Source organism: Burkholderia sp. ABCPW 14 (assembly GCF_001523835.1).
GTDB classification, from domain to species: Bacteria; Pseudomonadota; Gammaproteobacteria; order Burkholderiales; family Burkholderiaceae; genus Burkholderia; species Burkholderia mayonis.
In genome coordinates, this window is sequence record NZ_LOVS01000213.1 from 98955 (window position 1) to 120876 (window position 21922).

Genomic DNA, 21922 nt, shown 5'->3' on the forward strand with positions numbered 1-21922 from the left:
CTCAAGCGTCCGGAGCCGGCAGACCATAGCCCGCCGAATCCTTCTGCGCGACGTGAATCTTGCCGCCCGCGAGCGTGCGCAGCACCACGTAGAACACCGGCGTCAGCATCAGGCCGAACAGCGTCACGCCGAGCATCCCGAAGAACACCGCGACGCCCATCGCATGCCGCATCTCCGCGCCCGCGCCCGTCGACAGCACGAGCGGCACCACGCCCATGATGAACGCGATCGACGTCATCAGGATCGGGCGCAGCCGCAGCCGGCTCGCCTCCACCGCCGCCTCGAACGGCGTCTTGCCGTCATGCTCGAGCTCCCGTGCGAACTCCACGATCAGGATCGCGTTCTTCGCGGACAGCCCCACCAGCACCATCAGCCCGATCTGCGTGAAGATGTTGTTGTCGCCCTGCGTGAGCCACACGCCCGTCAGCGCCGACAGAATGCTCATCGGCACGATCAGGATCACCGCGAGCGGCAGCGTCAGGCTCTCGTACAGCGCGGCGAGCACGAGGAACACCAGCAGCACGCTGATCGGGAATACCCAGACCGCCGAGTCCCCGGCCAGAATCTGCTGATACGTGAGGTCCGTCCATTCGAACTTCACGCCGCGCGGCAGCGTCTGCGCCGCGATCCGCTCGATCGCCGCCTGCGCCTGCCCCGACGAGTAGCCGGGCGCGGGGCCGCCGTTCACGTCGGCCGCCGTGTACGCGTTGTAGCGCACGACCATCTCCGGACCGAATGTCGGCGATACCGTCACCAGCGACGACAACGGCACCATTTCGCCCGCCGCGTTGCGCGTCTTCAGTTGCAGGATGTCGTCCGCGCGCTGGCGGAACGGCGCATCGGCCTGCACGCGCACCTGATAGACGCGGCCGAACCGGTTGAAGTCGTTCACGTACAGCGAGCCGAGATAGATCTGCATCGTGTCGAACACGTCGGTCACGTTCACGCCTAGCTGCTTCGCCTTCACGCGGTCGAGATCGACGTTGAGCTGCGGCACGTTGATCTGGTAGCTCGTGAAGAGCGGGCCCAGTTCCGGCGCCTGCTGCGCGCGCTTGATGAAATCGTTCGTCGCATCCGCGAGCCGTGCGTAGCCGACCGCGCCGCGATCCTCGATCTGCATCTTGAAGCCGCCGAGCGTCCCGAGGCCCAGCACGGGCGGCGGCGGAAACACCGCGACGAACGAATCCTTCATCGCCGAATACCGCTGGTTCAGCGCGCCCGCGATCGCGCCCGCCGACAGCGCCTTGCCGTGGCGCTGATCGAACGGCTTGAGCGTGACGAACACGATGCCCGCGCTCGAGCTGTTCGTGAAGCCATTCACGGACAGCCCCGGGAATGCGACCGCACTCTCGACGCCCGGCTGCTTCAGCGCGATCGCGCCCATGTCGCGGATCACCTTCTCGGTGCGGTCGAGCGACGCGCCGTTCGGCAGTTGCGCGAACGCGATCAGATACTCCTTGTCCTGCGCGGGCACGAATCCGCCCGGCACGATCTTCGAGACCATCACGGTCGCGGCGACGAGCGCGAGATACACGCCGAGCATCGCCGCCTTTCTCGACAGCACGCCGCGCACGCCGCGGCCGTAGTGTTCCGCGCCGCGATGAAACACCTTGTTGAAGCCCTTGAAGAAGCCGCCGAGCACGCGGTTCATCACGCGCGTCAACCCGTCTTCCTTCTCGCCGTGCCCCTTCAGCAGGATCGCGGACAGCGCGGGCGACAGCGTCAGCGAGTTGAACGCCGAGATCACCGTCGAGATCGCGATCGTCATCGCGAACTGCTTGTAGAACTGGCCGGTCAGGCCCGACATGAACGCGAGCGGCACGAACACGGCGACGAGCGTGAGCGCGATCGCGATGATCGGCCCGCTCACTTCCTGCATCGCCTTGTAGGTGGCCGCGCGCGCGGTGAGCCCGTTCTCGATGTTCCGCTCGACGTTCTCGACGACGACGATCGCATCGTCGACGACGATCCCGATCGCGAGCACCATCCCGAACAGCGACAGCGCGTTGATCGAATACCCGAACAGCAGCAGGAGCGAGAACGTGCCGACGATCGACACCGGCACCGCGATCAGCGGAATGATCGACGCGCGCCAGGTCTGCAGGAACACGATCACGACGATCACGACGAGCGCGATCGCTTCGAGCAGCGTGTGAACGACCGCCTTGATCGACGAGCGCACGAACTGCGTCGGGTCGTAGACGATCTTGTAGTCGACGCCCGCCGGGAAGTCCTGCTTCAGCTCGGCCATCGTCTTGCGCACTTCGTCGGAAATCGCGAGCGAGTTCGCGCCGGGCGACTGGTTGATCGCCATCGCGACGGCCGGCTTGTTGTCGAGCAGCGAACGCAGCCCGTACTCGGACGCGTCGAGCTCGATCCGCGCGATGTCGCGCAGATGCGTGACGCCGCCGTCCGGCGCGGTCTTCACGACGATGTCGCCGAACTCGTCTTCGCTCTGCAAACGGCCGCGCGCGTTCACCGACAACTGCAGCGGCGTGCCGGGCAACGTCGGCGACGCGCCGATCACGCCCGCCGCGACCTGCACGTTCTGCTCGCGGATCGCGCGCACGACGTCGTCGGCCGTCAGATTGCGCTGCGCGACCTTCTGCGGATCGAGCCACACGCGCATCGCGTAGTCGCCCGAGCCCCACAGCTGCACCTGGCCCACGCCCTGAATGCGCGACAGCCGATCCTTCACGTTGATGAGCGCGTAGTTGCGCAGATACGTCATGTCGTAGCGGTTGTCGGGCGAGATCAGATGCACGACCATCGTCAGCGTCGGCGAGCTCTTGACCGTCGTGATCCCGAGCCGCTGCACGTCCTCCGGCAGGCGCGGCAGCGCCTGGTTCACGCGGTTCTGCACGAGCTGCGTGGCCTTGTCCGGATCGGTGCCGAGCTTGAACGTGACGGTGATCGTCATGTTGCCGTCGCTGTTCGCCTGCGACTGCATGTACAGCATGTCCTCGACGCCGTTGATCTGCTCTTCGAGCGGCGACGCGACCGCCTCGGCGATCACCTTCGGGTTCGCGCCCGGGTATTGCGCCTTGACGATCACGGACGGCGGCACGACTTCCGGATACTCGGAAATCGGCAGCAGGAACATCGCGATCATCCCGGCGAGCAGGATGATGACCGACAGCACCCCTGCAAAGATCGGTCGATCGATGAAGAATTTCGATATGTTCATGGAAGGCTCTGTCTGATTGAGCGCGCTTGCGCGGCGGGCTTGCCTGGACGCCCGCCCGTCACGCGCGCGCGTTGCCTGGCGCGCCCTGCGAACGCTGCACGCCGCCCGCGACCGGCGCGGCAGCCGTCGCGGCAGCGTCGTCGCCGCCCGTCATCGGCACGAGATGCGGCTTCACCTGCTCGCCCGGACGCACGCGCTGCGTGCCGTTCACGACGATCCGGTCGCCCGCCGACAAGCCGCCGGCGATCACGCGCTGATTGCCGTGCTGCGAGCCGAGCTGCACTTCGCGGTACGACACGCGGCCCTGCGGATCGACGACGAACACGAACTTCTTGTCCTGGTCGGTGTTGATCGCCGCGTCGTCGATGAGGAGCGCCGGATGCGGCGCGCTGCCGCCCACCTTCACGCGCGCGTAGAGGCCGGGGACGAGCGTGCCGTCCTGATTGTCGAAGCGCGCGCGCACGCGGATCGTGCCGGACGACGTGTCGAGCCGGTTGTCGACCGAATCGATCACGCCCTGCCGCGAATAGCCGCTCTCGTTCGCGAGGCCGAGCTCGACGGGCACCTTGCGGCCGTCCTTCGCGCCGCCGATGTATTGCAGGTAGGTCTGCTCGTCCGCGTCGAACGACGCGTAGATCGGCGACACCGAAACCAGCGTCGTCAGCGGCGCGGCCGACGCGCCCGCCGACACGACGTTGCCGAGCGTGATCTCCGCGCGCGACACGCGGCCCGACACGGGCGCCGTGATCTTCGTGTAGCCGAGGTTGATCCGCGCGGTCTCGAGCGCCGCATCGGCCGCCTTCAGGTTCGCGAACGCCTCGCGCGCGGCGTTCTGCTTCTCGTCGTAGTCGCGCTTCGCGATCGCGTTGTCGCCGATCAGGCGCTGCGCGCGCTGCCAGTCGCTCTGCGCGTAGCCGTTGCGCGCCTGCGCGGCGGCGAGCTGCGCGGCCGCGCGATCGACTTCGGCTTGATACGGACGCGGATCGATCACGAACAGCACGTCGCCCTTCTTCACGAGCGCGCCGTCCTTGAAGTTCACCGACACGATCGTGCCCGACACGAGCGGACGCACGTCGACCTTCTCGACCGCCTCGAGGCGCCCCGAATAGGACTGCCAATCGGTGATCGTCCTCGACAGCACGTTCGCGACGTCGACCTCCGGCAGCGGCGCCGCCGACTTGTCCGGAGCGCTCGCGTTCACGCGGATCGCGCCGAACGCGCCAAGGCCCGCGATGACGACGACCGCAAGCGTCGCGGCCGCGATCCGCGAACGGGAAGTACGCAAGATAGCCATGAAAAAAACCCCCAAGTTGTCGGTTGTTCTGGATTCGGATGAAACGGCTTCAGCCCGGCAAACCCGCGCTGAAGCGGCATTGGAAGAACCTCGTCGCCTCTTCGAGCGCAGCCGCGTGGCCGGCGAGCGCCGCGTGCGAGATGTCTCGATAGCGGACCACCTGCGTCGGCACGCCCGCCTCGATCAGACAGCTCGCGTACTTCTCCGCCTCGACGTGCAGCACGTCGTTCTGCGCGGTCGCGACGAGCGTCGGCGGCAGCCCCGCGAGGCGCACCGATTCGAGCGGCGCCGCATACGGATGCATCCGCTGCGACGGCTGCGGCAGGTACGCGCGATAGCACGCGGCGCACTCCTGCGCGGTAACGTCGGACGAAGCGAGGCGCGCCGCGTCGGCGAGACGCGTGAGGCTCGGATCGAGCATCGGGCCGATCAGCGCCTGCGCGGCGATGCGAATCTCGCCGCGATCGCGCGCAATGAACGCGAGACAGTTCGCGAGCTGGCCGCCCGCGTCGTGCCCCGCGACGCCGATCTTGCGCGGATTGCCGCCGAACGCGCGCGCGCGGGCTTCGGCCCAGCGCGCCGCGCAGTACGCGTCTTCCGGCGCGGCCGGAAACGGATGCCGCGGCGCGAGCGAATAATCGACCGACACGACGAGCGCCGGCACGTGCTCGGCGAGATGGCGCGCGGCCTGGTCGGCGTCGTCGAGCGAGCCGCGCACGAAGCCGCCGCCGTGGAAATAAAGCACTACAGGCAACGCGGACTTGTCGGGGCGCCGATAGAGGCGCAGCACGACGTCCTGCGCGTAGCCGCCGATCACGACGTCCGACACCGCGAGCGCCGGCCGCGCGCGAGCGGCGTCTGCGCTCGCGCGGGGAATTTGGCTGCGGAAATCGAATGCGTCCATGACGTGTCGTGCGCGGCGTTGCGCGTCCATTACGAGATGGATCGCATTCTGGGTCCGGCAGACATCGGGATAAATGCCTATAATCCGGCAACACAATTCACGCCCCCTGAACAATCGTCGGCTGCGTCGCCTTATCCGGTGTCGCGGCCTGTATGTGTTCGGGGTTCAGATACCGCGGAGGTAGAGTGATGGACCGATTGCAGGCCATGCAGGTGTTTACGCGCGTCGTCGATACGAACAGCTTTACCAAAGCGGCCGAGACGCTCGGCCTGCCGCGCGCGTCGGTGACGACGATCATCCAGAATCTGGAAGCATTCCTCGGCGTGCGGCTGATGCACCGGACGACGCGCCGCCTGTCGCTCACGCCCGACGGCGCCGCGTACTACGAGCGCTGCGTGCGCATCCTCGCGGATGTCGAGGAAACCGAGGCGAGCTTCCAGATCAACAACCGAAAGCCGCACGGCAAGCTGCGGGTCGACATGCCGGGCTCGATCGGACGCCTGATCGTGATCCCTTCTTTGTGCGAATTCCATTCGCGCTTTCCGGATATCGACCTGCAGCTCGGCCTGTCGGACCGGCCGGTCGATCTGCTGCAGGAAGGCATCGACTGCGTGATCCGCGTCGGCGCGCTGCAGGATTCATCGCTCGTCGCGCGGCGGGTCGGGCTGTTCGAGGGCACGACGGTCGCGTCGCCCGCGTATCTCGAGAAGTACGGCGAGCCGCAGACGATCGAGGCGCTCGCGCAGCACAAGGCGGTCAACTACTTCTCGAGCCGCACCGGGCGCACGATCGACTGGGCGTTCCTGATCGACGGCAAGGAAGTCGAGGTGAAGATGAACGGCCTCGTGTCGGTCAACGACGCGGACGCGTACGTGACCTGCGGGATCGAAGGCTTCGGGCTGATCCAGCCGCCGCTCTTCATGGTGCTGCCGCAACTGCGCGACGGAACGCTGAAGGAAGTGCTGCCGGGCTACAAGCCGCTGCCGATGCCGATTTCGGTCGTCTATCCGCACAGCCGGCATCTGTCGCCGAAAGTGCGCGTGTTCGTCGACTGGATCGCCGAGATCTTCGAACGCTGCCCGCTGCTGAGCGGCCGCAAGGGGCTCGACGCGACCTGCAGCAAGCGCACGTTCGAGGACGCCGAGCGCGCGCCTTCGCTCGACACGCCGGTGTTGAACGAGTGGGTGGCTTGATCCGGTTGGTCGCGTAGTTCAGGCGCATGGCCGCGGCGTGCGTACGTCGGATGTTTGGTTTGCCGAGAACGGACAGGCACGCCGCACAAGGCTGTTCGCAGCGCGTGCTTGCCGATCGCAGCACGCGGACGCCGCGAAATCGTGGCGTCCGCAACTCCCTTTTCCGCCTTCTTTTTTAAGAAGGCGCTCAATTAAAAGCGGCTCGCTTTGCCGCTGCAACCGGCGCTTCGGACTTCCTCGCGAGTCTTCGGGCGCGCGCACACGGCACGATGCGCATCGTGCCTTCCCTCCACCGCATTCGGCGCGCCAACGCCGTTGTGTTCGTCCACCCTGCAGCCGGCAACCAATCGGCGCGCTACGGCGGCGAGCGAGCGGCAGACTTCTCGCTCGCGCAACGATTGATCGTGCTGCTACGGAAGCGCATTCGGCGAACCTGCCGATGACGCACGTCGATGCGCGGTCGTCGCTTGTCGCTTGTCGCGCTGCGTCGCACGGATCGCACAGACTCGACCATTTGCGCCATCTCATCGGTTGCCTGCGATATGCGTATCATCGATGCGATCAGCGCACGCGTTTCGGTACGCTATTGCTCGACCGAAGAACACGCGTTACGCAACATCGATGCGATGTGAACGCGACGCGTCGCGTTCGAACGACAAGCGCATTCGATTTGCGCGTTCCGTGTCGCTGCATTTCGTCCGTTCACCATTCGACGCAGCGTTGCTTTCTCATCTCGTCGGCCTCGGAAGACCTGCGCGAAAAGCCTAGCGGCACGCCGATCCGAATCGCGCCAAACACCACGATCAGCGCGTGACGCTCTCACACTCGATCGACGCATCCGCTCGGTCGAACCCACCGCGACCGCGCGTCGCCGCGCATCGCCACGACAAGCCGCTCGCGTCCGTCGGAGCAAAACCCTGCCGCCGTCACGGACTCCGATTGTTCCATCCTCGCGACAATTCAATTCGCGACATCGCCATTTATCGCCGCCGCGCACGCACCTACAGTACAACCTGTCGCGCACCGTTTCCCGCGTGCGCATCGAATCGACAGGAGTCACATCATGAAACGCAGCAGTCTTCTCGCCCTCGCAGCCGTCGCGCTCGCCGTTGCCGCGCCGGCATTCGCGGACGGCGGGATCGGTCCTGCTGGCAGCTACGGCGACGCATCGTGGCACGGCAACCGCTCCCGCACGCGCGCCGAAGTCCGCGCGGAACTCGAACAGGCGCAGCGCGACGGCACGCTCGCGGCATTGCGCAAGTCGATGTCGTACGCGCCGCCCGGCGCCGAGCTCGTCGCGCAACGTCCGTATCGCCCGGACCCGGACGCGAACCAGCTCGCGGGCGCGGGCCGGTAAACGCAGCGCGCCGCGCATCGAAGCCGATGCGCGGCGCGCTATCCATCATGCAACCACGTCTTTCGTCAGCGTGAGATCACGATCATGAACAGCCCGATTCCGTCGCAGCTCGATCACTGGGACGACAGCACGCCTGTCTGGAAACCGTTTCGCTCGACCGCGCCCGCACGCTGACGGGCATCGCGCATCGCGCGCATCAACGGCGCGGCACGCCGTCCCTCCATTCGCCCCAGTGCGTGACGATGTCCTGCACAAGCGGATTGCCTGCGCGATACAGGTTCTCGGTCGCGAGCAGGAAGCCGCCCTGATCCGCGTAGTTGAGCAGATTGTCGACGCTCGTCTGCCCTTGATACGGACGATCGAAATCCGAGCCGGTGCGCAGCACCGCGACGCGATTCAGATCGACGCGATTCACGCTCGACGCGCGCTTGAGCGCCTCGAACGTCGCGTTGTCCTCCTGCGCGGTCATGCAGTACGTGCCCTTGTTGTCGGTGAGGATCTTCGTCCACTGGCGCGCGCGCTCGCCGAGCCGCGTGCCGGAGAACCACGTGTTGCCCGACGACGTATCGCAGCGAGTCACGACAGGCGGCTGGTTCGCGGGCGCGTAGTTGAACTTCGCGCGCGCCGCCTGCGCCTGCGCGCTGTCCGCGAGCGGCACGTGGCGCGACAGCGCATAGGCGGTGTCCGCGAGCTTGCCGTTGAGCTGAAACACTTCGGTGCGATAGTCGAGCGGCGGCTTGTCGTTCGGGCTCTTCGTGTTGATGCCGAGATAGCCGCCGCTCCAGCCGGGCGGAATTTCGCGCGCGTCGAGTTCCCACTGAATGCCGAAGTCGACGAGGTACTTCGACCACGCGGCGGTGCCGAGCGTGCCGCTCGCCGGATCGACGCCCGCGATGCCCGAGATCAGGAAATACGTCTGCCGCAGATCGAAGCGGCGCGAGAACGTGAGCGCCATCATCGTCGAGGCGGCGTTCGCATAGCCCATGCCGGTCGTGACGACGCACACGTCCTGCCTGTTGCAATGCACGTCCGGATAGTCAGGCGACAGGCCGGGCACCGCGATGTTCTTCCACGGACCGAGACGATCCAGCCACGCCTGACCTTCGGGGCCGAACATCGTAATGATCATCACCTTGACCGGGCGGCCCTGGGCACCGGCTTCGGCGAATGCGTCGCCGTTGTTCTGCGCGACGGACGGCGCCATCGCGCAAGCAGCGAGCGAAAACACGGCTGCGGAGAGTATCGAGCGAGTCAGCATTAGCGTTCCTTATTAAAAGTGAGTTCGATGAGAACGGCGTTCGGAGACTGCGCGTGAAGTATAAGGGACGTCAATATTCAGACGTGAGCAAAACTTGGGGCGCCGTATGCGAACACGACGACGACGGCCGCAGCCTGCATCGCCGCGAGCCGGCGGGGAGATTGGACGAAACGCCCGAGTGCGCTGCCGCTGAGCGCGATTAGGCGTTGCCCGGCGAGACTGCGGATGAGCACCGCGATTGCGCGCGGCAGCCAATGCGCATAACCGAGCGCGACCGACGATGATGGCGACGCATCGCCATGGAATTGCAGGATCGTCAGCGGGTTCGCGCGCGCGACGAAGCATATCGACATGAATGGCGCTCGCGCAATTCCGGCCATGCGCGGCCGCGTGCATGGCGCACGTTCGCGCGTGAGTGAGAGACGAAAGGCGAAGGCCGCGACGCCAATCATCCGGCGTCGCAAACGCAAGCGCGCGTCAACTCACGTCGACGCGCGCCGGCCCGTCGACCATCTCGCCGATCACCGCGGCGCAATCGAAGCCGTCGTCGCGGAAGCACGCAAGCACGTCGTCGACCGCCTCGGGCGCGCACGCGACGAGCAGCCCGCCCGACGTCTGCGGATCGGTGAGCAGCGCCTGCGCGACGGCGGACAGGCCGTCGCGCAGGCGCACGTCGTGGCCGTACGCCGCCCAGTTGCGGCCGGACGCGCCCGTGAACACGCCGTCGGCCGCGAACGCCTCGACGCCCGCGAGCCAAGGCAGCGCGCCGTAGCGCACGCGCGCGGTCAGCCCCGCGCCGCGCGCGAGCTCGAGCGTGTGGCCAAGCAGGCCGAAGCCCGTCACGTCGGTCAGCGCATGCACGCCCGACAGCGCGGCGAGCGCCGTGCCCGGCCGGTTGAGCTTCGTCGTCGTCGCGATCATTTGCGCGTAGCCGTCGGCATCGAGCCGGTCCTTCTTCAGCGCGGCGGACAGCACGCCGACGCCGAGCGGCTTGCCGAGCACGAGCACGTCGCCCGCACGCGCGGCCGCATTGCGCTTCACGCGCGCCGGATGAACGATGCCGAGCGCCGCGAGCCCATAGATCGGCTCGACCGAATCGATCGAATGGCCGCCCGCGACCGGAATGCCCGCGTCCGCGCACACCGCCTCGCCGCCGCGCAGCACCGCGGCGATCGTCTCGTGCGGCAGCACGTTGATCGGCATGCCGACGAGCGCGAGCGCGAGAATCGGCTTGCCGCCCATCGCGTAGACGTCGGACAGCGCGTTCGTCGCGGCGATCCGGCCGAAGTCGAACGGGTCGTCGACGATCGGCATGAAGAAATCGGTGGTCGCGACGATCGCCTGCTCGTCGTTCAGACGATAGACGGCCGCGTCGTCGGATGTCTCGGTGCCGACGAGCAGGTCGGGAAAGAGCGCGGGCGGCGCATCGCGCTTGAGCAGCGCCGACAGCACGCCGGGCGCGATCTTGCAGCCGCAGCCGCCGCCGTGCGACAGGCTCGTGAGGCGCGGCGCCCCCGCGTCGGTTTGCTTGGTCTCGGTCATCGCGAAATCCAGTAAAAGACAGAACGCTCTATTATCGACAATCCGGCGCGCAATTGCGCGCAAGCCCGCCGTGCTCGGCGAGAAACCGACGCCGTTCGCGCTCGCCGGCATCGCGTTCGTGTCGCTCGGAATCGTATCGCTCGCGTTCAAGCGAGGCTTCCGGTTTTCCGGCGACAGCGTCCCGTATGCAATCCTGACCGGTCTCTTCATCGCCGCGTACTCGGTCGTCGACGGCCGCGGCGTGCGGCTCGGCGGCGACCCGCTCGCGTACGTCGCATGGGTGTACCTGCTGTGGAACGTGCCGCAGTTCGCGCTGTTCTGCCTGCTGCGCGGCGGCTTGCGTGCGGTCGTCGGCACGCGCGCCGCCGTGTCGCGCGGGCTCGTCGCCGGCACGCTGTCGCTCGCCGCGTATGCGATCGCGATCGTCGCGTACCGGCATCTGCCCGTCGCGACCGTGTCCGCGCTACGCGAGACGAGCTCGATCTTCGCGGTCGCGATCGGCTGGTTCGCGCTGCGCGAGCGGCCCAACGCGCAGCGGCTCGCCGCATGCGCGATGGTCGCCGCGGGCGCGATGCTGATCCGGCTGTGACGCGGCGCGGCGGCGAGCGGGCGGCGCGTCAGAACTTGTGCCGGATGCCCGTCACCGCGACGATCTGCGTGCGCGTGCTCGACGGATTCGAGATCCCCTCGATCGCGGCCACCGTGTTCGACGACGCGCGCTGGTAGAACGCGTTCAGATACACATCGGTGCGCTTCGACAGGAAATACTGGACCCCCGCGTTCGTCTGCAGATAGTGCGCGTCGTGCGTGGCCGCATGCGACGCGAGCACCTGCGTGTACGTCTCGCCGAACGCGACCTGCACGGCGGGCGTCACGCGGTAGCGAACACTGCCCTCGAAGTTGTTGAAGCGCTCGGCGCCGCCCGTCTGCAGGCTGAACAGCGAACTCGTGTACAGCAGCCCGAACGTCGCGCCGCCCCATGTGTACGCGCCGCCCGCGCCCCAGATCTGCTGGCGCGCGACGCCCTTGACGAACGTGTAATAGTTGTCCGATGCGATCGCGCCCGTCGCGTCGATCGCCGGATGATCCACGCGCACGTAGGCGGCGCCCAGTTGCAACGGGCCGTGCGTGTAGCTCGCGCCGACGCTCCACGTGCGGTTCTGCGCGAACGACGTCGAATTCGAGAAGCCGTACGTGCCGATTGCGCGCACGCCGCCCCAGTCCGGCGTCTGATACTGCACCGCATTGTTCGTGCGGAACGTGTTGTTCAGGTCGTCGGTGTCGAACGGGTGCAGCGCGTACTGCGTGAGCGCCGTGCTCGCGCCGATCTGCAGCGGCGCGAGCGTTTCCTGCACCGCGTTGTACTGGCGCCCCATCGTGAAAGTCCCCCAGCGGTCGTTCGACAGCCCGACGTACGCGCGGCGCCCGAACAGCCGGCCGCCCTGGCCTGCGGCGCCGTTCTCGATATTGAAGCCGTTCTCGAGCCGGAACACGGCGCTCGTGCCGCCGCCGATATCCTCGCGTCCGACGAGCCCCCAGCGCGCGCCCTGCTCGTTGCCGCCCGTCGCCTGCCATACGGCATGCCCCTTCTGGTTGTTCGTGTACGTGATGCCGGAATCGACGATGCCGTACAGCGTCACGCTCGATTGCGCACCTGCCGGCAGCGCGGCCGCGCCGATCCCGATCCCCGCCACTGCCATCGCCAGACTCTTTCGCTTCATCTCAAACCTCTTGCGTCGTTTCGTTGGTCGATCAGGCGGATTCACTCCGCCCGTGACGTGTTTTATTGAATAAAACATCGTCTTATTTATTATTGAAAACGCAAAATTCTTTCGTCAATCCGCGCAAAACGTCTGATGATTATATGTAGAGAATGTGAATTGCATGCCGTTTCGACAAGCAAAACAACTTCAACAAAGACAAAGACTTATCCGATATTCCAGGCAATTCCGCGAGACCATCGAAAGGACTTGACCGGTGATTTTGGTCATTATCAAATATTGATACGCTGTTTTGATCAATAAAACAGATGTTCTGAACCTTAGGTGAATTACCCGATAAAAAATGGTGACGTTTAATCGCAACACCGTCGCGCTGGAAGAGCGCTTCGCCTGCTTCGTCGCGCAACCGCTCGCCGCCGCGCTGCCGATCGTCGTCGATTCGCCGCACAGCGGGATCGCGTATCCGCCCGACTTCGGCACCGTCGCGCCGCGCGACGCGGTCCTCACGTCATGGGACGCATTCGTCGACGAGCTGTGGGCAGGCGCCCCCGAGCGCGGCGGCGCGCTGATCGGCGCGCGCTTCCCGCGCGCGTACATCGATCCGAACCGCGCCGTCACCGACATCGACGCCGCGCTCCTCGCCGAACCGTGGCCCGAGCCGCTCGCGCCGCAGTCGTACACCCGGCGCGGGATGGGCCTCATCCGCCGCTACGCGCTGCCGGGCGTGCCGCTCTACGACCGCAAGCTGTCGCTCGCCGAGGTGCGCCACCGGATCGACACGTACTACCTGCCGTACCGGCGCGCGCTCGCGGACGCGGCCGAGCCGCTCTATGCGAAGCACGGCGCGCTGTGGCACGTCGACTGCCATTCGATGAAGTCGCGCGGCAACGCGATGAACGTCGACGCGAACGCCGCGCGCCCCGACGTCGTCGTCAGCGACCGGCTCGGCGCGACGGCCGATCCGGCGTTCACGCGATGGACGGCCGACTGGTTCGCGCGCGAGGGCTACCGCGTGCAGGTCAACGCGCCATATCAGGGCGGCGATTTGCTGACCGCGCTCGCCGCGCCCGCGCGGCGCCGTCACAGCATCCAGATCGAATTCAACCGTGCGCTGTACATGGACGAAGCCGCATTCGGCAAGCACGCGGGCTTCGATGCGCTCAAGCGCACCGTCGACGCGTACCTGGACGCGCTCGCCGGCCATGTGCGCGCGCAACTGTCGTCGTCGCTCGGCGAAGGAGCATCGCAATGAACTACATCGTCGACGCGGTCGACAACGCGCTGAAGCTGTTGAGCTACGTGGCCGAGCATCCGCATCTCGGCGTGACCGAGCTCGCGTCGAAGCTCGGCATCAACAAGTCGCGCACGTACCGGATGCTGTGCACGCTCGAGCTGCATCGCTTCGTCGTGCAGGACGAGCGCACGTCGACCTACGCGCTCGGGCCGCAGGCGTTCGTGATCGGCGTCGCGGCGTCGCAGCAGAACGCGCTCGTGCGCGCCGCGCAGCGGCACATGCTCGCGCTCAGCCAGGCGATCAACGAGACCGTCGTGCTGCGCGTGCGCGAAGGGCTCGAGACGGTCTGCGTCGCGCGCTGCGAGACGACGCACGAGATCCGCACGATCGGCTCGGTCGGCAACCGGCGGCCGATCAGCCTCGGCGCGTCCGGCAAAGTGCTGCTCGCGTTCGCGCCCGACGCGGTGCGCGACGAATTTTTCCTACGCGTGCGCAAGACTGCGCAGGGCGATCCGCTCAAGCTCGTCGAGGAGCTCGACGCGATCGCGCGCAAGGGCTACGCGGTGAGCGTCGGCGAAGTGACGGCGGGCGCCGTCGCGATCGCGGTGCCGGTGCGCGACCTGACCGGCGCGGCGGTCGCCTCCGTCAGCGTGACGGGGCCGGAGATGCGGGTCAGCCGCATCGAGATCCCCGACTATCTCGAACGGCTGCAGGCCTGCAGCCACGCAATCTCGGCCGAACTCGGCTACGTCCCCGCGCGCGCCGCGCTGCAACCCGCATGAACTCCAGCCCGACCACGACCATGCTCGCCTCGCCCACGCCCACCGCCACGACACCCGACGCGCCCACGCCCGATGCGCCGGCTCCCGACCACAAGCCGCACGGCAAGATGCTGCATCCGGTCGTGATGATGATCTGGGTGCTCGCGGCGGCGATCGCGCTGACCTGGTTCGTCGATTCCGGCCGCTACGCGCGCAACGGCAAGCTCGTCGTGCCGGGCACCTATCAGGTCGTGCCGAAGGCGGCGCAGCTCGCGACGCTCGTCGCGCCCGTCGTCAGCAGGAGCACGCCGGAGCGCGCGATGCCCGCGAGCCTCGTATCCGCTTTCGTCGCGGTGCCGAACGGGCTCGTCAAGAACGCGCCGCTCATCTTCATGGTGATGTTCGTCGGCGGGATGTTCGGCGTGATGCGCAGGACGGGCGTCGTCGACGCGGGCATCGACCGGCTGCTGCAGCTCACCGGCAACGACGTCTATCTGCTCACGCCGCTGCTGATGATCCTGATCGGGCTCGGCAGCACGCTGCTCGGCTTCATCTCCGAATATCTGGTGATCATTCCGATGGTGATGGTGATCGCGCAGCGGCTCGGGCTGTCGAATCTGTTCGCGGTCGCGCTCGTCGCCATCGCCGCGAAGATCGGCTACATCGCGTCCGTCACGAATCCGCTCGCGCTCGCGGTCGCGCAGCCGCTCGTCGGCGTGCCGCTCTTCAGCGGCATCGCGCTGCGCGCCGCGGTGTTCGTCGTCTATCTGACGGTCGGCATCCTCTATCTGCTGCGCCACGTGAAGAAGAGCGGCTATCGGCGCGAACACGCGAAGGCGGCCGCGCACGCGCATCCGGCCGCGCGGCTGTCGGTGCGCCACAAGGCCACGCTCGCGATCTTCGCGGCGGCCGTCGCGATGCTCATCGTCGGTACGCGCGAGCTGAAGTGGGGCAACGTCGAGCTGTCGGCGTTCTATGTGTTCGTCGCGATCGCGACCGCCGTGGCGGGCGGACTCGACTCGCGCAGCGCCGCCGACGCGTTCGTCGACGGGATGAAGAGCATGATGCTCGCGGCGCTGCTGATGGGGCTCGCCGCATCGGTCGAGCTGCTGCTGCAGAACAGCCTCGTGCTCGATACGCTGATCCATCTGTTCACGCGGCTCGCGAACGGCCGGTCGCCGATGTGGGTTGCGAACGGCCTGATGGCCGTGCAGATGGTGCTCGACGTGTTCATTCCGTCGGTCTCGGGCAAGGCGGCCGTCAGCATGCCGATCATCGGGCCGATCGCGCAGCTCTCGGGCGTGAGCGGCCAGACGTCGGTGCTCGCGTTCGTGCTGGGCGGCGGGCTCACGAACCTCGTCACGCCGACGTCCGGGATGCTGCTCGCGTACCTCGCGACCGCGCGCGTCGATTTCGGCACGTGGCTGCGCTTCGCGCTGCCGCTCTTCGGCGCGCTGCTCGCGCTGTCGTGCGGCGTGCTCGCGTTCGCCGTGTGGACCGGCTACTGACGGCGCGCGCCGCTCAGCGCGCGATCGCCGCGGCCCTCGTCCGGGCCGCGGCCGCCGACGACGCCGCGCGCCCGAACACCACGTCGTCGATCGCATGCGACAGCGTGTCGAACGCACGCACGATCTCGTCCTCCGGCACGCACGCATATCCCAGCAGCAGCCCCGGCGACGCGCGCTGCGCATCCGCGTAATACCCGGACAGCGCGCGCACCACGATGTCGCGCTCGAGCGCCGCGCGCGTGACCGCCCGATCGTCGGCGCCGTCCGGCAGCCGCATCACGAGATGCAGCCCGGCGTCGCCGCCGACCGCGGGCAGCGCGTCGCCATAGCGGCGCGCGAGCGCGTCGAGCAGCGTCTGCCGACGCTGCCCGTACAGCGTGCGCATCTTGCGGATGTGCGACACGAAGTGCCCTTCGGCGATGAACTCGGCGAGCACCGCCTGCTGCAGCAATTGCCCTTCGCGGTACAGCTCGGCGCTCGCGGTCGCGAAGCTCTCGGCGAGCGGCTCCGGCACGACCAGATAGCCGACCCGCAAGCCCGGAAACAGCGTCTTGCTGAAGCTGCCGACGTAGATCACCTGCTCCGCCGTGTCGAGTCCCTGCAGCGACGCGAGCGGCCGGCTGCCGTAGCGAAATTCGCTGTCGTAGTCGTCTTCGATGATCCACGCGCCGTGCTGGCGCGCGTATTCGAGCAACATCCGCCGCCGCGCGAGGCTCATCACCATCCCGAGCGGATACTGGTGCGACGGCGTGACGAGCATCAGCTTCGGCGGCGCCGCGAAATCGGCAGCGGTCGGCGCGATTCCCTCTTCGTCGACGGAAATCGGCCGGGTCGTCAGGCCCGACACGTGCATCACGCTGCGCACGCCCCAGTAGCACGGGTCTTCGGTCCAGATCACGTCGCCCGGATCGGTCAGCAAGCGCACCGCCAGATCGATCGACTGGTGGATTCCCGTCGTCACGATGATCTGCCCGGGCGCGCAGCGCACCGAGCGCGACGTGCGCAGATAGTCGGCAAGCGCCTCGCGCAGCGGCGCGAGCCCGCCGCCCGGCGCGTAGGTCAGCAATTCGGGGCGCAAGCGCCGCCAATACTTGTTGTGCAGCCGCGTCCATACGCGCGCCGGGAAGCGCGACACGTCCGGCACGCCCGGCATGAACGCACCGCCCTGCCGCTTCGACACGCCCGCGCCGCCGACGAGGCGCGCGCCGCGCGCGGACAGCGAGCGGCGCGCGAGATTGAACTCGGAGCCGGGGTCGGACGCCGCATCGGTCACCCCGGACTGGGCAGCCGAGGCCGCCGACGCCGATGCCAGCGTTCCCGGCTGCGGCTCGGCGGGCGCGCCGACGATCTCGTCGGGCGCGCTGTCCGCGACGAACGTGCCGCGCCCGGTCGCCGACGTCACATAGCCTTCGAGCGCGAGCTGCTCGTAGACCTGCGTGACGGTGTTGCGCGCGATTCCAAGCTCCGCCGCGAGGAGCCGCGACGACGGCACGCGCGCGCCCGCCGGCAGTTCGCGGGTCAGGATCGCCTGCTGCAGCAGCCGGTGCAGTTGCCGATAGATCGGCTGCGCGCCGCCGCCGCGCACGATCCGCTGCGCCAGCCAGTCCGACAGCACGCTCACCCGCATGATTGGCTCCTATATATTTATTAAAATGGCTCTGATTTTCAGAGCCAAGTTTGATTATAGTCGTTTCAACGCGCACGCCGGGACGACGTGCCCGCCGACGGCCGTCGCCGCCGGCGCATTCGAACCACGAGGAGAGACGACTGTGAACAATGCCGATCTGCACGCCCGCAAGAACGCGGCGACACCGCGCGGCGTCGGCGTGATGTGCGACTTCTACGCCGCGCGCGCCGAGAACGCGGAGCTGTGGGACGTCGAGGGCCGCCGCTTCATCGACTTCGCGGCCGGCATCGCGGTCCTGAACACGGGCCACCGCCATCCGAAGATCGTGAAAGCGATCGCCGATCAGCTCGAGCACTTCACGCACACCGCGTACCAGATCGTGCCGTACGCGTCGTACGTCGAGCTCGCCGAGAAGATCAACGCGCGCGCGCCGATCGCCCAGCCGAAGAAGACCGCGTTCTTCACGACGGGCGCGGAAGCGGTCGAGAACGCCGTGAAGATCGCGCGCGCGTACACCGGCCGGCCAGGCGTGATCGCGTTCGCGGGCGGCTTTCACGGCCGCACGATGATGGGCATGGCGCTGACGGGCAAGGTCGCGCCGTACAAGCTCGGCTTCGGCCCGTTCCCGGGCGACGTGTTCCACGCGCCGTACCCGAACGCGCCGCGCGGCGTGACGACCGCCGATTCGATCGCCGCCGTCGAGACGCTGTTCAAGGCCGACATCGATCCGAAGCGCGTCGCCGCGATCATCTTCGAGCCGGTGCAGGGCGAAGGCGGCTTCAACCCGGCGCCCGCCGACTTCGTGCGCGCGCTGCGCAAGCTGTGCGACGCGCACGGCATCCTCCTGATCGCCGATGAAGTGCAGACGGGCTTCGCGCGCACGGGCAAGCTGTTCGCGATGGAGCACTACGACGTGTCCGCCGATCTGATGACGATCGCGAAGAGCCTGGCGGGCGGGATGCCGCTATCGGGCGTCGTCGGCCGCGCGGACGTGATGGACGCCGCCGCGCCGGGCGGCCTCGGCGGCACGTACGCGGGCAATCCGCTCGCCGTCGCCGCCGCGCATGCGGTGCTCGACGTGATCGACGAAGAAAAGCTCGCCGACCGCGCGACCGTGCTCGGCGACAAGCTGAAGGCGAAGCTCGCCGCCTTGCGCGCCGACGTGCCGCAGATCGTCGACGTGCGCGGCCCGGGCGCGATGGTCGCCGCCGAGTTCGTCGATCCGGACACGCGCGCATCCGACGCCGCGTTCACGAAGCGCGTGCAGGCGGCCGCGCTCGAGCGCGGCCTGCTGCTGCTCATCTGCGGCGTCGACGCGAACGTGATACGTTTCCTGTTTCCTCTCACCATTCCGGATGCCGTTTTCGACGAAGCGCTCGGCATTCTCGAGAGCGTGCTGAGGGAGGCGGTGGGCGTGCCCGCCTGAACGCCTGAGTCTTCGCCGCCGGGCGCGCGTCACGGCATCGCCGCGTCGCGCCCGGCGGCGCCAATCGTTTCCGCATACGGTCGACACACGATGAGTACAGATCACGCAACCCTTGCACTGAAAGATCCCGCGCTGCTGCGCGAGCACGCGTTCGTCGCGGGCGAATGGCAGGCCGCCGACGGCGGCGCGACGTTCGAAGTCCGCAATCCGGCCACGGGCGCGCTGGTCGGCACGGTGCCCGCGATGGGCGCGGCCGAGACGCGCCGCGCGATCGATGCGGCGAACGCCGCGTGGCCCGCGTGGCGCAAGCGCACCGCGAAGGAACGCGCGGCGATCCTGCGCAAGTGGCACGATCTGATGATCGCGCACGCGGACGACCTCGCGCTGATCCTGACGACCGAGCAGGGCAAGCCGCTCGCCGAAGCGAAGGGCGAGATCGGCTATGCGGCGTCGTTCCTCGAATGGTTCGCGGAAGAAGGCAAGCGCGTATACGGCGACACGATCCCGACGCCCGCCGCCGACAAGCGGATCGTCGTGACGAAGGAGCCGGTCGGCGTGTGCGCGGCGATCACGCCATGGAACTTCCCGGCGGCGATGATCACGCGCAAGGTCGGCCCGGCGCTCGCGGCGGGCTGCCCGATCGTCGTGAAGCCGGCCGAGGCGACGCCGTTCTCCGCGCTCGCGATGGCGGCGCTCGCCGAGCGCGCGGGCGTGCCGGCCGGCGTGTTCAGCGTCGTCACCGGCGACCCGAAGGCGATCGGCGGCGAGCTGACGTCGAACCCGATCGTGCGCAAGCTGTCGTTCACCGGCTCGACGCCCGTCGGACGCCTGCTGATGGCGCAATGCGCGCCGACCGTGAAGAAGGTGTCGCTCGAGCTCGGCGGCAACGCGCCGTTCATCGTGTTCGACGATGCGGATCTCGATGCGGCGGTCGACGGCGCGATCGCGTCGAAGTACCGCAACAGCGGGCAGACGTGCGTCTGCACGAACCGCTTCTACGTGCACGAGAAGGTCTACGACGCGTTCGCCGAGAAACTGTCCGCCGCCGTCGCGAAGCTGAAGGTCGGACTCGGCACGGAAGCGGGCGTCGTCCAGGGGCCGCTCATCAACGAAGCGGCCGTGAAGAAAATCGAATCGCACATCGCGGACGCGCTCGACAAAGGCGCGCGCGTGACGACGGGCGGCAAGCGCCACGCGCTCGGCCACGGCTTCTTCGAGCCGACCGTGCTGACGGGCATGACGGCCGACATGAAGGTCGCGAAAGACGAGACGTTCGGCCCGCTCGCGCCGCTCTTCAGGTTCTCGACCGACGACGAGGCGATCCACCATGCGAACGACACCGAGTTCGGCCTCGCCGCGTACTTCTACAGCCGCGACATCGGCCGCGTGTGGCGCGTCGCGGAATCGCTCGAATACGGGATGGTCGGCATCAACACCGGGATCATCTCGAACGAGGTCGCGCCGTTCGGCGGCGTCAAGCAGTCGGGCCTCGGCCGAGAAGGATCGCACTACGGGATCGACGACTACGTCGTGATCAAGTACATGTGCCTCGCTGTGTGACGTCTGATGCGTGCGCGCGCCGTGCGAGCGGCGCGCGCACGCGAAACGCGGTCGGACTTCCCGTCCGAACAGGCCGCCAAATCCGCCTCCACAATCCCTCTCGGGTCCAATTGCGTGCGCAATTGGTGTGCGCACAACGGTCGATCCAGTTCCTCACGTAACGCGTGCGCAGTTCAATATTGACGGCCAAACTCACCCCGGAAACCCGAAAGGCGCGCGATACGCTCCATCGCCAATCAAGGCGAAGCGGCCCGTCGCGCCCGGGACCGTTCCCGAGATCGGCCTGACCTATGGCCAGACAATCATGAAGGTCAGGCGCATCGCAACAAGGTTGTGGTCGCTTTAGCGAAAAAACAGCGCCCTTCAATTGCATCTTTCTTCAAAATTCCAGAAATCCGCCGAAAGTTCAAACATATCGCGACGTACTTTTCCGAGGCCGCCCCGCGATATTGACCAGATCGCAATATCTAGCCGGATTAGAGCACTCGACCGCATCAATTATATAGAATACAACAATTGCTTTATATATTAACCTGTTCGCAACGTATTTAGCCATGCATCCAGACTTGACTCGCATTTTACGCTAATGCCAAATGCGATACTACATGTTTGACACTCACTGATCCGAACCTTTTATCGTCCAATATAGTGCAGCCCGTCTCGCATCCCTTGGCGCATCTCGCGCTATGAAGTTTCAGCCTGCCAAATTGGAGAATATGAGCGGCTCGCCGGGCGAACGATGCGGACACGCGAATCAGCACCGCGCAGCTCATATCCAACACGAATCGTTACCATTAACGGCCCGATTGATTGCTTCTCCATTTTCGAACAAACGAGATTCCGCCAAATATAACTCACCCGCTTGACCCTACCGAGAAAATCGATCAGTCATTCGCCGGCCATCGTATCCATCGCGACGTTTATCACACCCATTTTAAATTTTCGAATCAATCAGATATTTTCAATATAATCGCATTCTTAATTGCGACTTTGTAAAAATAATCCTGAATTGAAAATCAATAACCCAATTTTAAAATTAGCCGTCACTCTTGTTGACATCTCCAGATATATACCTAGACTCTACCGAGCGGCTCGACAATTCATTTGTCGCCCATTGGATTTGTCGCCTCACTCAATACGAAATCATCTTATTCGAAAAAAGGAGCTCTACCATGAGGGAAATCCTTGAAACAATTCGCACCGAAAAGGCAGCGCTTCTTGATCACCCCGTCTTTCCGCAACTCGAAGCAGTCACCCTCCCCCAAATCAAGGAAATGATGCGCGTGTGGTCGCCGTTGCTGATTCATTTGGCGATGACGTTCCGCGACATCAATCGGATGTATTACCACT

Annotated in this window: 15 protein-coding genes and 1 pseudogene; 8 read left to right on the forward strand and 8 right to left on the reverse strand. The window is 66.5% G+C overall.

The features are described 5' to 3' along the window. Window position 1: 1 nt before the first annotated feature. The 3 genes from ceoB to WS62_RS31845 are packed head-to-tail and all read right to left on the reverse strand — an operon-like array spanning window position 2 to window position 5385. The gene (ceoB, locus tag WS62_RS31835) at window positions 2–3187 is read right to left on the reverse strand and encodes a multidrug efflux RND transporter permease subunit CeoB (RefSeq protein WP_066579619.1); all 3186 of its coding nucleotides are present in this window, start codon (window positions 3185–3187) and stop codon (window positions 2–4) included. 58 nt (window positions 3188–3245) lie between these two features. Further along, the gene (locus tag WS62_RS31840) at window positions 3246–4481 is read right to left on the reverse strand and encodes an efflux RND transporter periplasmic adaptor subunit (RefSeq protein ID WP_066579620.1); all 1236 of its coding nucleotides are present in this window, start codon (window positions 4479–4481) and stop codon (window positions 3246–3248) included. Between the two features lie 49 nt (window positions 4482–4530). Continuing rightward, on the reverse strand, window positions 4531–5385 hold the full coding sequence (locus tag WS62_RS31845; protein ID WP_066579668.1) for an alpha/beta hydrolase: 855 nt from the start codon (window positions 5383–5385) through the stop codon (window positions 4531–4533). 188 nt (window positions 5386–5573) lie between these two features. On the opposite strand from WS62_RS31845, the gene ceoR reads away from it, so the two are divergent. Both ceoR and WS62_RS31860 read left to right on the forward strand, forming a co-directional pair. Next, on the forward strand, window positions 5574–6578 hold the full coding sequence (gene ceoR / locus WS62_RS31850; RefSeq protein WP_066484009.1) for a putative multidrug efflux transcriptional regulator CeoR: 1005 nt from the start codon (window positions 5574–5576) through the stop codon (window positions 6576–6578). A 1063-nt stretch (window positions 6579–7641) separates the two neighbouring features. Continuing rightward, window positions 7642–7935, forward strand: coding sequence for a DUF4148 domain-containing protein (locus WS62_RS31860; RefSeq protein ID WP_066579630.1), 294 nt, complete (start codon window positions 7642–7644; stop codon window positions 7933–7935). 196 nt (window positions 7936–8131) lie between these two features. Here WS62_RS31860 and WS62_RS31865 read toward each other — a convergent pair whose 3' ends face one another. From WS62_RS31865 to selD, 3 genes are all read right to left on the reverse strand, one after another. Then, window positions 8132–9193: a purine-nucleoside phosphorylase gene (locus WS62_RS31865; protein ID WP_066579633.1), complete on the reverse strand. Its 1062-nt coding sequence runs from the start codon at window positions 9191–9193 to the stop codon at window positions 8132–8134. Between the two features lie 77 nt (window positions 9194–9270). Then, window positions 9271–9546 carry a hypothetical protein gene (locus WS62_RS31870; protein WP_231748468.1) on the reverse strand — a complete coding sequence of 92 codons (276 nt, stop codon included), beginning with the start codon at window positions 9544–9546 and terminating at the stop codon, window positions 9271–9273. A gap of 124 nt (window positions 9547–9670) precedes the next feature. Continuing rightward, window positions 9671–10735, reverse strand: a complete 1065-nt coding sequence (gene selD / locus WS62_RS31875) for a selenide, water dikinase SelD (RefSeq protein ID WP_066579670.1) — start codon at window positions 10733–10735, stop codon at window positions 9671–9673. A 73-nt stretch (window positions 10736–10808) separates the two neighbouring features. Between selD and WS62_RS31880 the strand changes: the two are divergent. Next, window positions 10809–11324, forward strand: a pseudogene (locus WS62_RS31880) (EamA family transporter); the annotation flags it as partial. Between the two features lie 28 nt (window positions 11325–11352). Here the strand turns inward: WS62_RS31880 and WS62_RS31885 are convergent. Further along, on the reverse strand, window positions 11353–12456 hold the full coding sequence (locus tag WS62_RS31885) for a porin (RefSeq protein WP_066579638.1): 1104 nt from the start codon (window positions 12454–12456) through the stop codon (window positions 11353–11355). Window positions 12457–12799: 343 nt separating this feature from the next. Here WS62_RS31885 and WS62_RS31890 point away from each other — a divergent pair, with 343 nt between their 5' ends. From WS62_RS31890 to WS62_RS31900, 3 genes are read left to right on the forward strand one after another with little or no spacing between them, the layout of a single operon-like run. Continuing rightward, window positions 12800–13708, forward strand: a complete 909-nt coding sequence (locus tag WS62_RS31890; protein ID WP_066579641.1) for an N-formylglutamate amidohydrolase — start codon at window positions 12800–12802, stop codon at window positions 13706–13708. Next, window positions 13705–14472, forward strand: a complete 768-nt coding sequence (locus WS62_RS31895) for an IclR family transcriptional regulator (RefSeq protein ID WP_066579643.1) — start codon at window positions 13705–13707, stop codon at window positions 14470–14472. Before WS62_RS31890 ends, WS62_RS31895 begins: the two co-directional genes overlap by 4 nt. A 20-nt stretch (window positions 14473–14492) precedes the next feature. Beyond that, on the forward strand, window positions 14493–15959 hold the full coding sequence (locus WS62_RS31900; RefSeq protein ID WP_066579646.1) for a YfcC family protein: 1467 nt from the start codon (window positions 14493–14495) through the stop codon (window positions 15957–15959). A 13-nt stretch (window positions 15960–15972) separates the two neighbouring features. Here WS62_RS31900 and pdxR read toward each other — a convergent pair whose 3' ends face one another. Next, the gene (gene pdxR, locus WS62_RS31905; protein ID WP_066579649.1) at window positions 15973–17586 is read right to left on the reverse strand and encodes a MocR-like pyridoxine biosynthesis transcription factor PdxR; all 1614 of its coding nucleotides are present in this window, start codon (window positions 17584–17586) and stop codon (window positions 15973–15975) included. Window positions 17587–17728: 142 nt separating this feature from the next. On the opposite strand from pdxR, the gene WS62_RS31910 reads away from it, so the two are divergent. Together WS62_RS31910 and gabD are read left to right on the forward strand one after the other, a co-directional pair. Beyond that, complete coding sequence (locus WS62_RS31910; protein WP_066483999.1) at window positions 17729–19012, forward strand: 4-aminobutyrate--2-oxoglutarate transaminase; 1284 nt, start codon at window positions 17729–17731, stop codon at window positions 19010–19012. A 90-nt stretch (window positions 19013–19102) separates the two neighbouring features. After that, window positions 19103–20572, forward strand: coding sequence for an NADP-dependent succinate-semialdehyde dehydrogenase (gabD, locus tag WS62_RS31915; protein ID WP_066579651.1), 1470 nt, complete (start codon window positions 19103–19105; stop codon window positions 20570–20572). The last annotated feature ends 1350 nt before the right edge of the window (window positions 20573–21922 follow it).

Bases quoted from the DNA above. Each gene is read 5' to 3' on its own strand.
- WS62_RS31890 (WP_066579641.1), top strand. From the start codon at position 12,800: ATGGTGACGTTTAATCGCAACACCGTCGCGCTGGAAGAGCGCTTCGCC.
- gabD (WP_066579651.1), top strand. From the start codon at position 19,103: ATGAGTACAGATCACGCAACCCTTGCACTGAAAGATCCCGCGCTGCTG.
- WS62_RS31860 (WP_066579630.1), top strand. From the start codon at position 7,642: ATGAAACGCAGCAGTCTTCTCGCCCTCGCAGCCGTCGCGCTCGCCGTT.
- ceoR (WP_066484009.1), top strand. From the start codon at position 5,574: ATGGACCGATTGCAGGCCATGCAGGTGTTTACGCGCGTCGTCGATACG.
- selD (WP_066579670.1), bottom strand. From the start codon at position 10,735: ATGACCGAGACCAAGCAAACCGACGCGGGGGCGCCGCGCCTCACGAGC.
- WS62_RS31895 (WP_066579643.1), top strand. From the start codon at position 13,705: ATGAACTACATCGTCGACGCGGTCGACAACGCGCTGAAGCTGTTGAGC.
- ceoB (WP_066579619.1), bottom strand. From the start codon at position 3,187: ATGAACATATCGAAATTCTTCATCGATCGACCGATCTTTGCAGGGGTG.
- WS62_RS31865 (WP_066579633.1), bottom strand. From the start codon at position 9,193: ATGCTGACTCGCTCGATACTCTCCGCAGCCGTGTTTTCGCTCGCTGCT.
- WS62_RS31870 (WP_231748468.1), bottom strand. From the start codon at position 9,546: ATGTCGATATGCTTCGTCGCGCGCGCGAACCCGCTGACGATCCTGCAA.
- WS62_RS31885 (WP_066579638.1), bottom strand. From the start codon at position 12,456: ATGAAGCGAAAGAGTCTGGCGATGGCAGTGGCGGGGATCGGGATCGGC.
- WS62_RS31900 (WP_066579646.1), top strand. From the start codon at position 14,493: ATGCTCGCCTCGCCCACGCCCACCGCCACGACACCCGACGCGCCCACG.
- WS62_RS31840 (WP_066579620.1), bottom strand. From the start codon at position 4,481: ATGGCTATCTTGCGTACTTCCCGTTCGCGGATCGCGGCCGCGACGCTT.
- WS62_RS31845 (WP_066579668.1), bottom strand. From the start codon at position 5,385: ATGGACGCATTCGATTTCCGCAGCCAAATTCCCCGCGCGAGCGCAGAC.
- pdxR (WP_066579649.1), bottom strand. From the start codon at position 17,586: ATGCGGGTGAGCGTGCTGTCGGACTGGCTGGCGCAGCGGATCGTGCGC.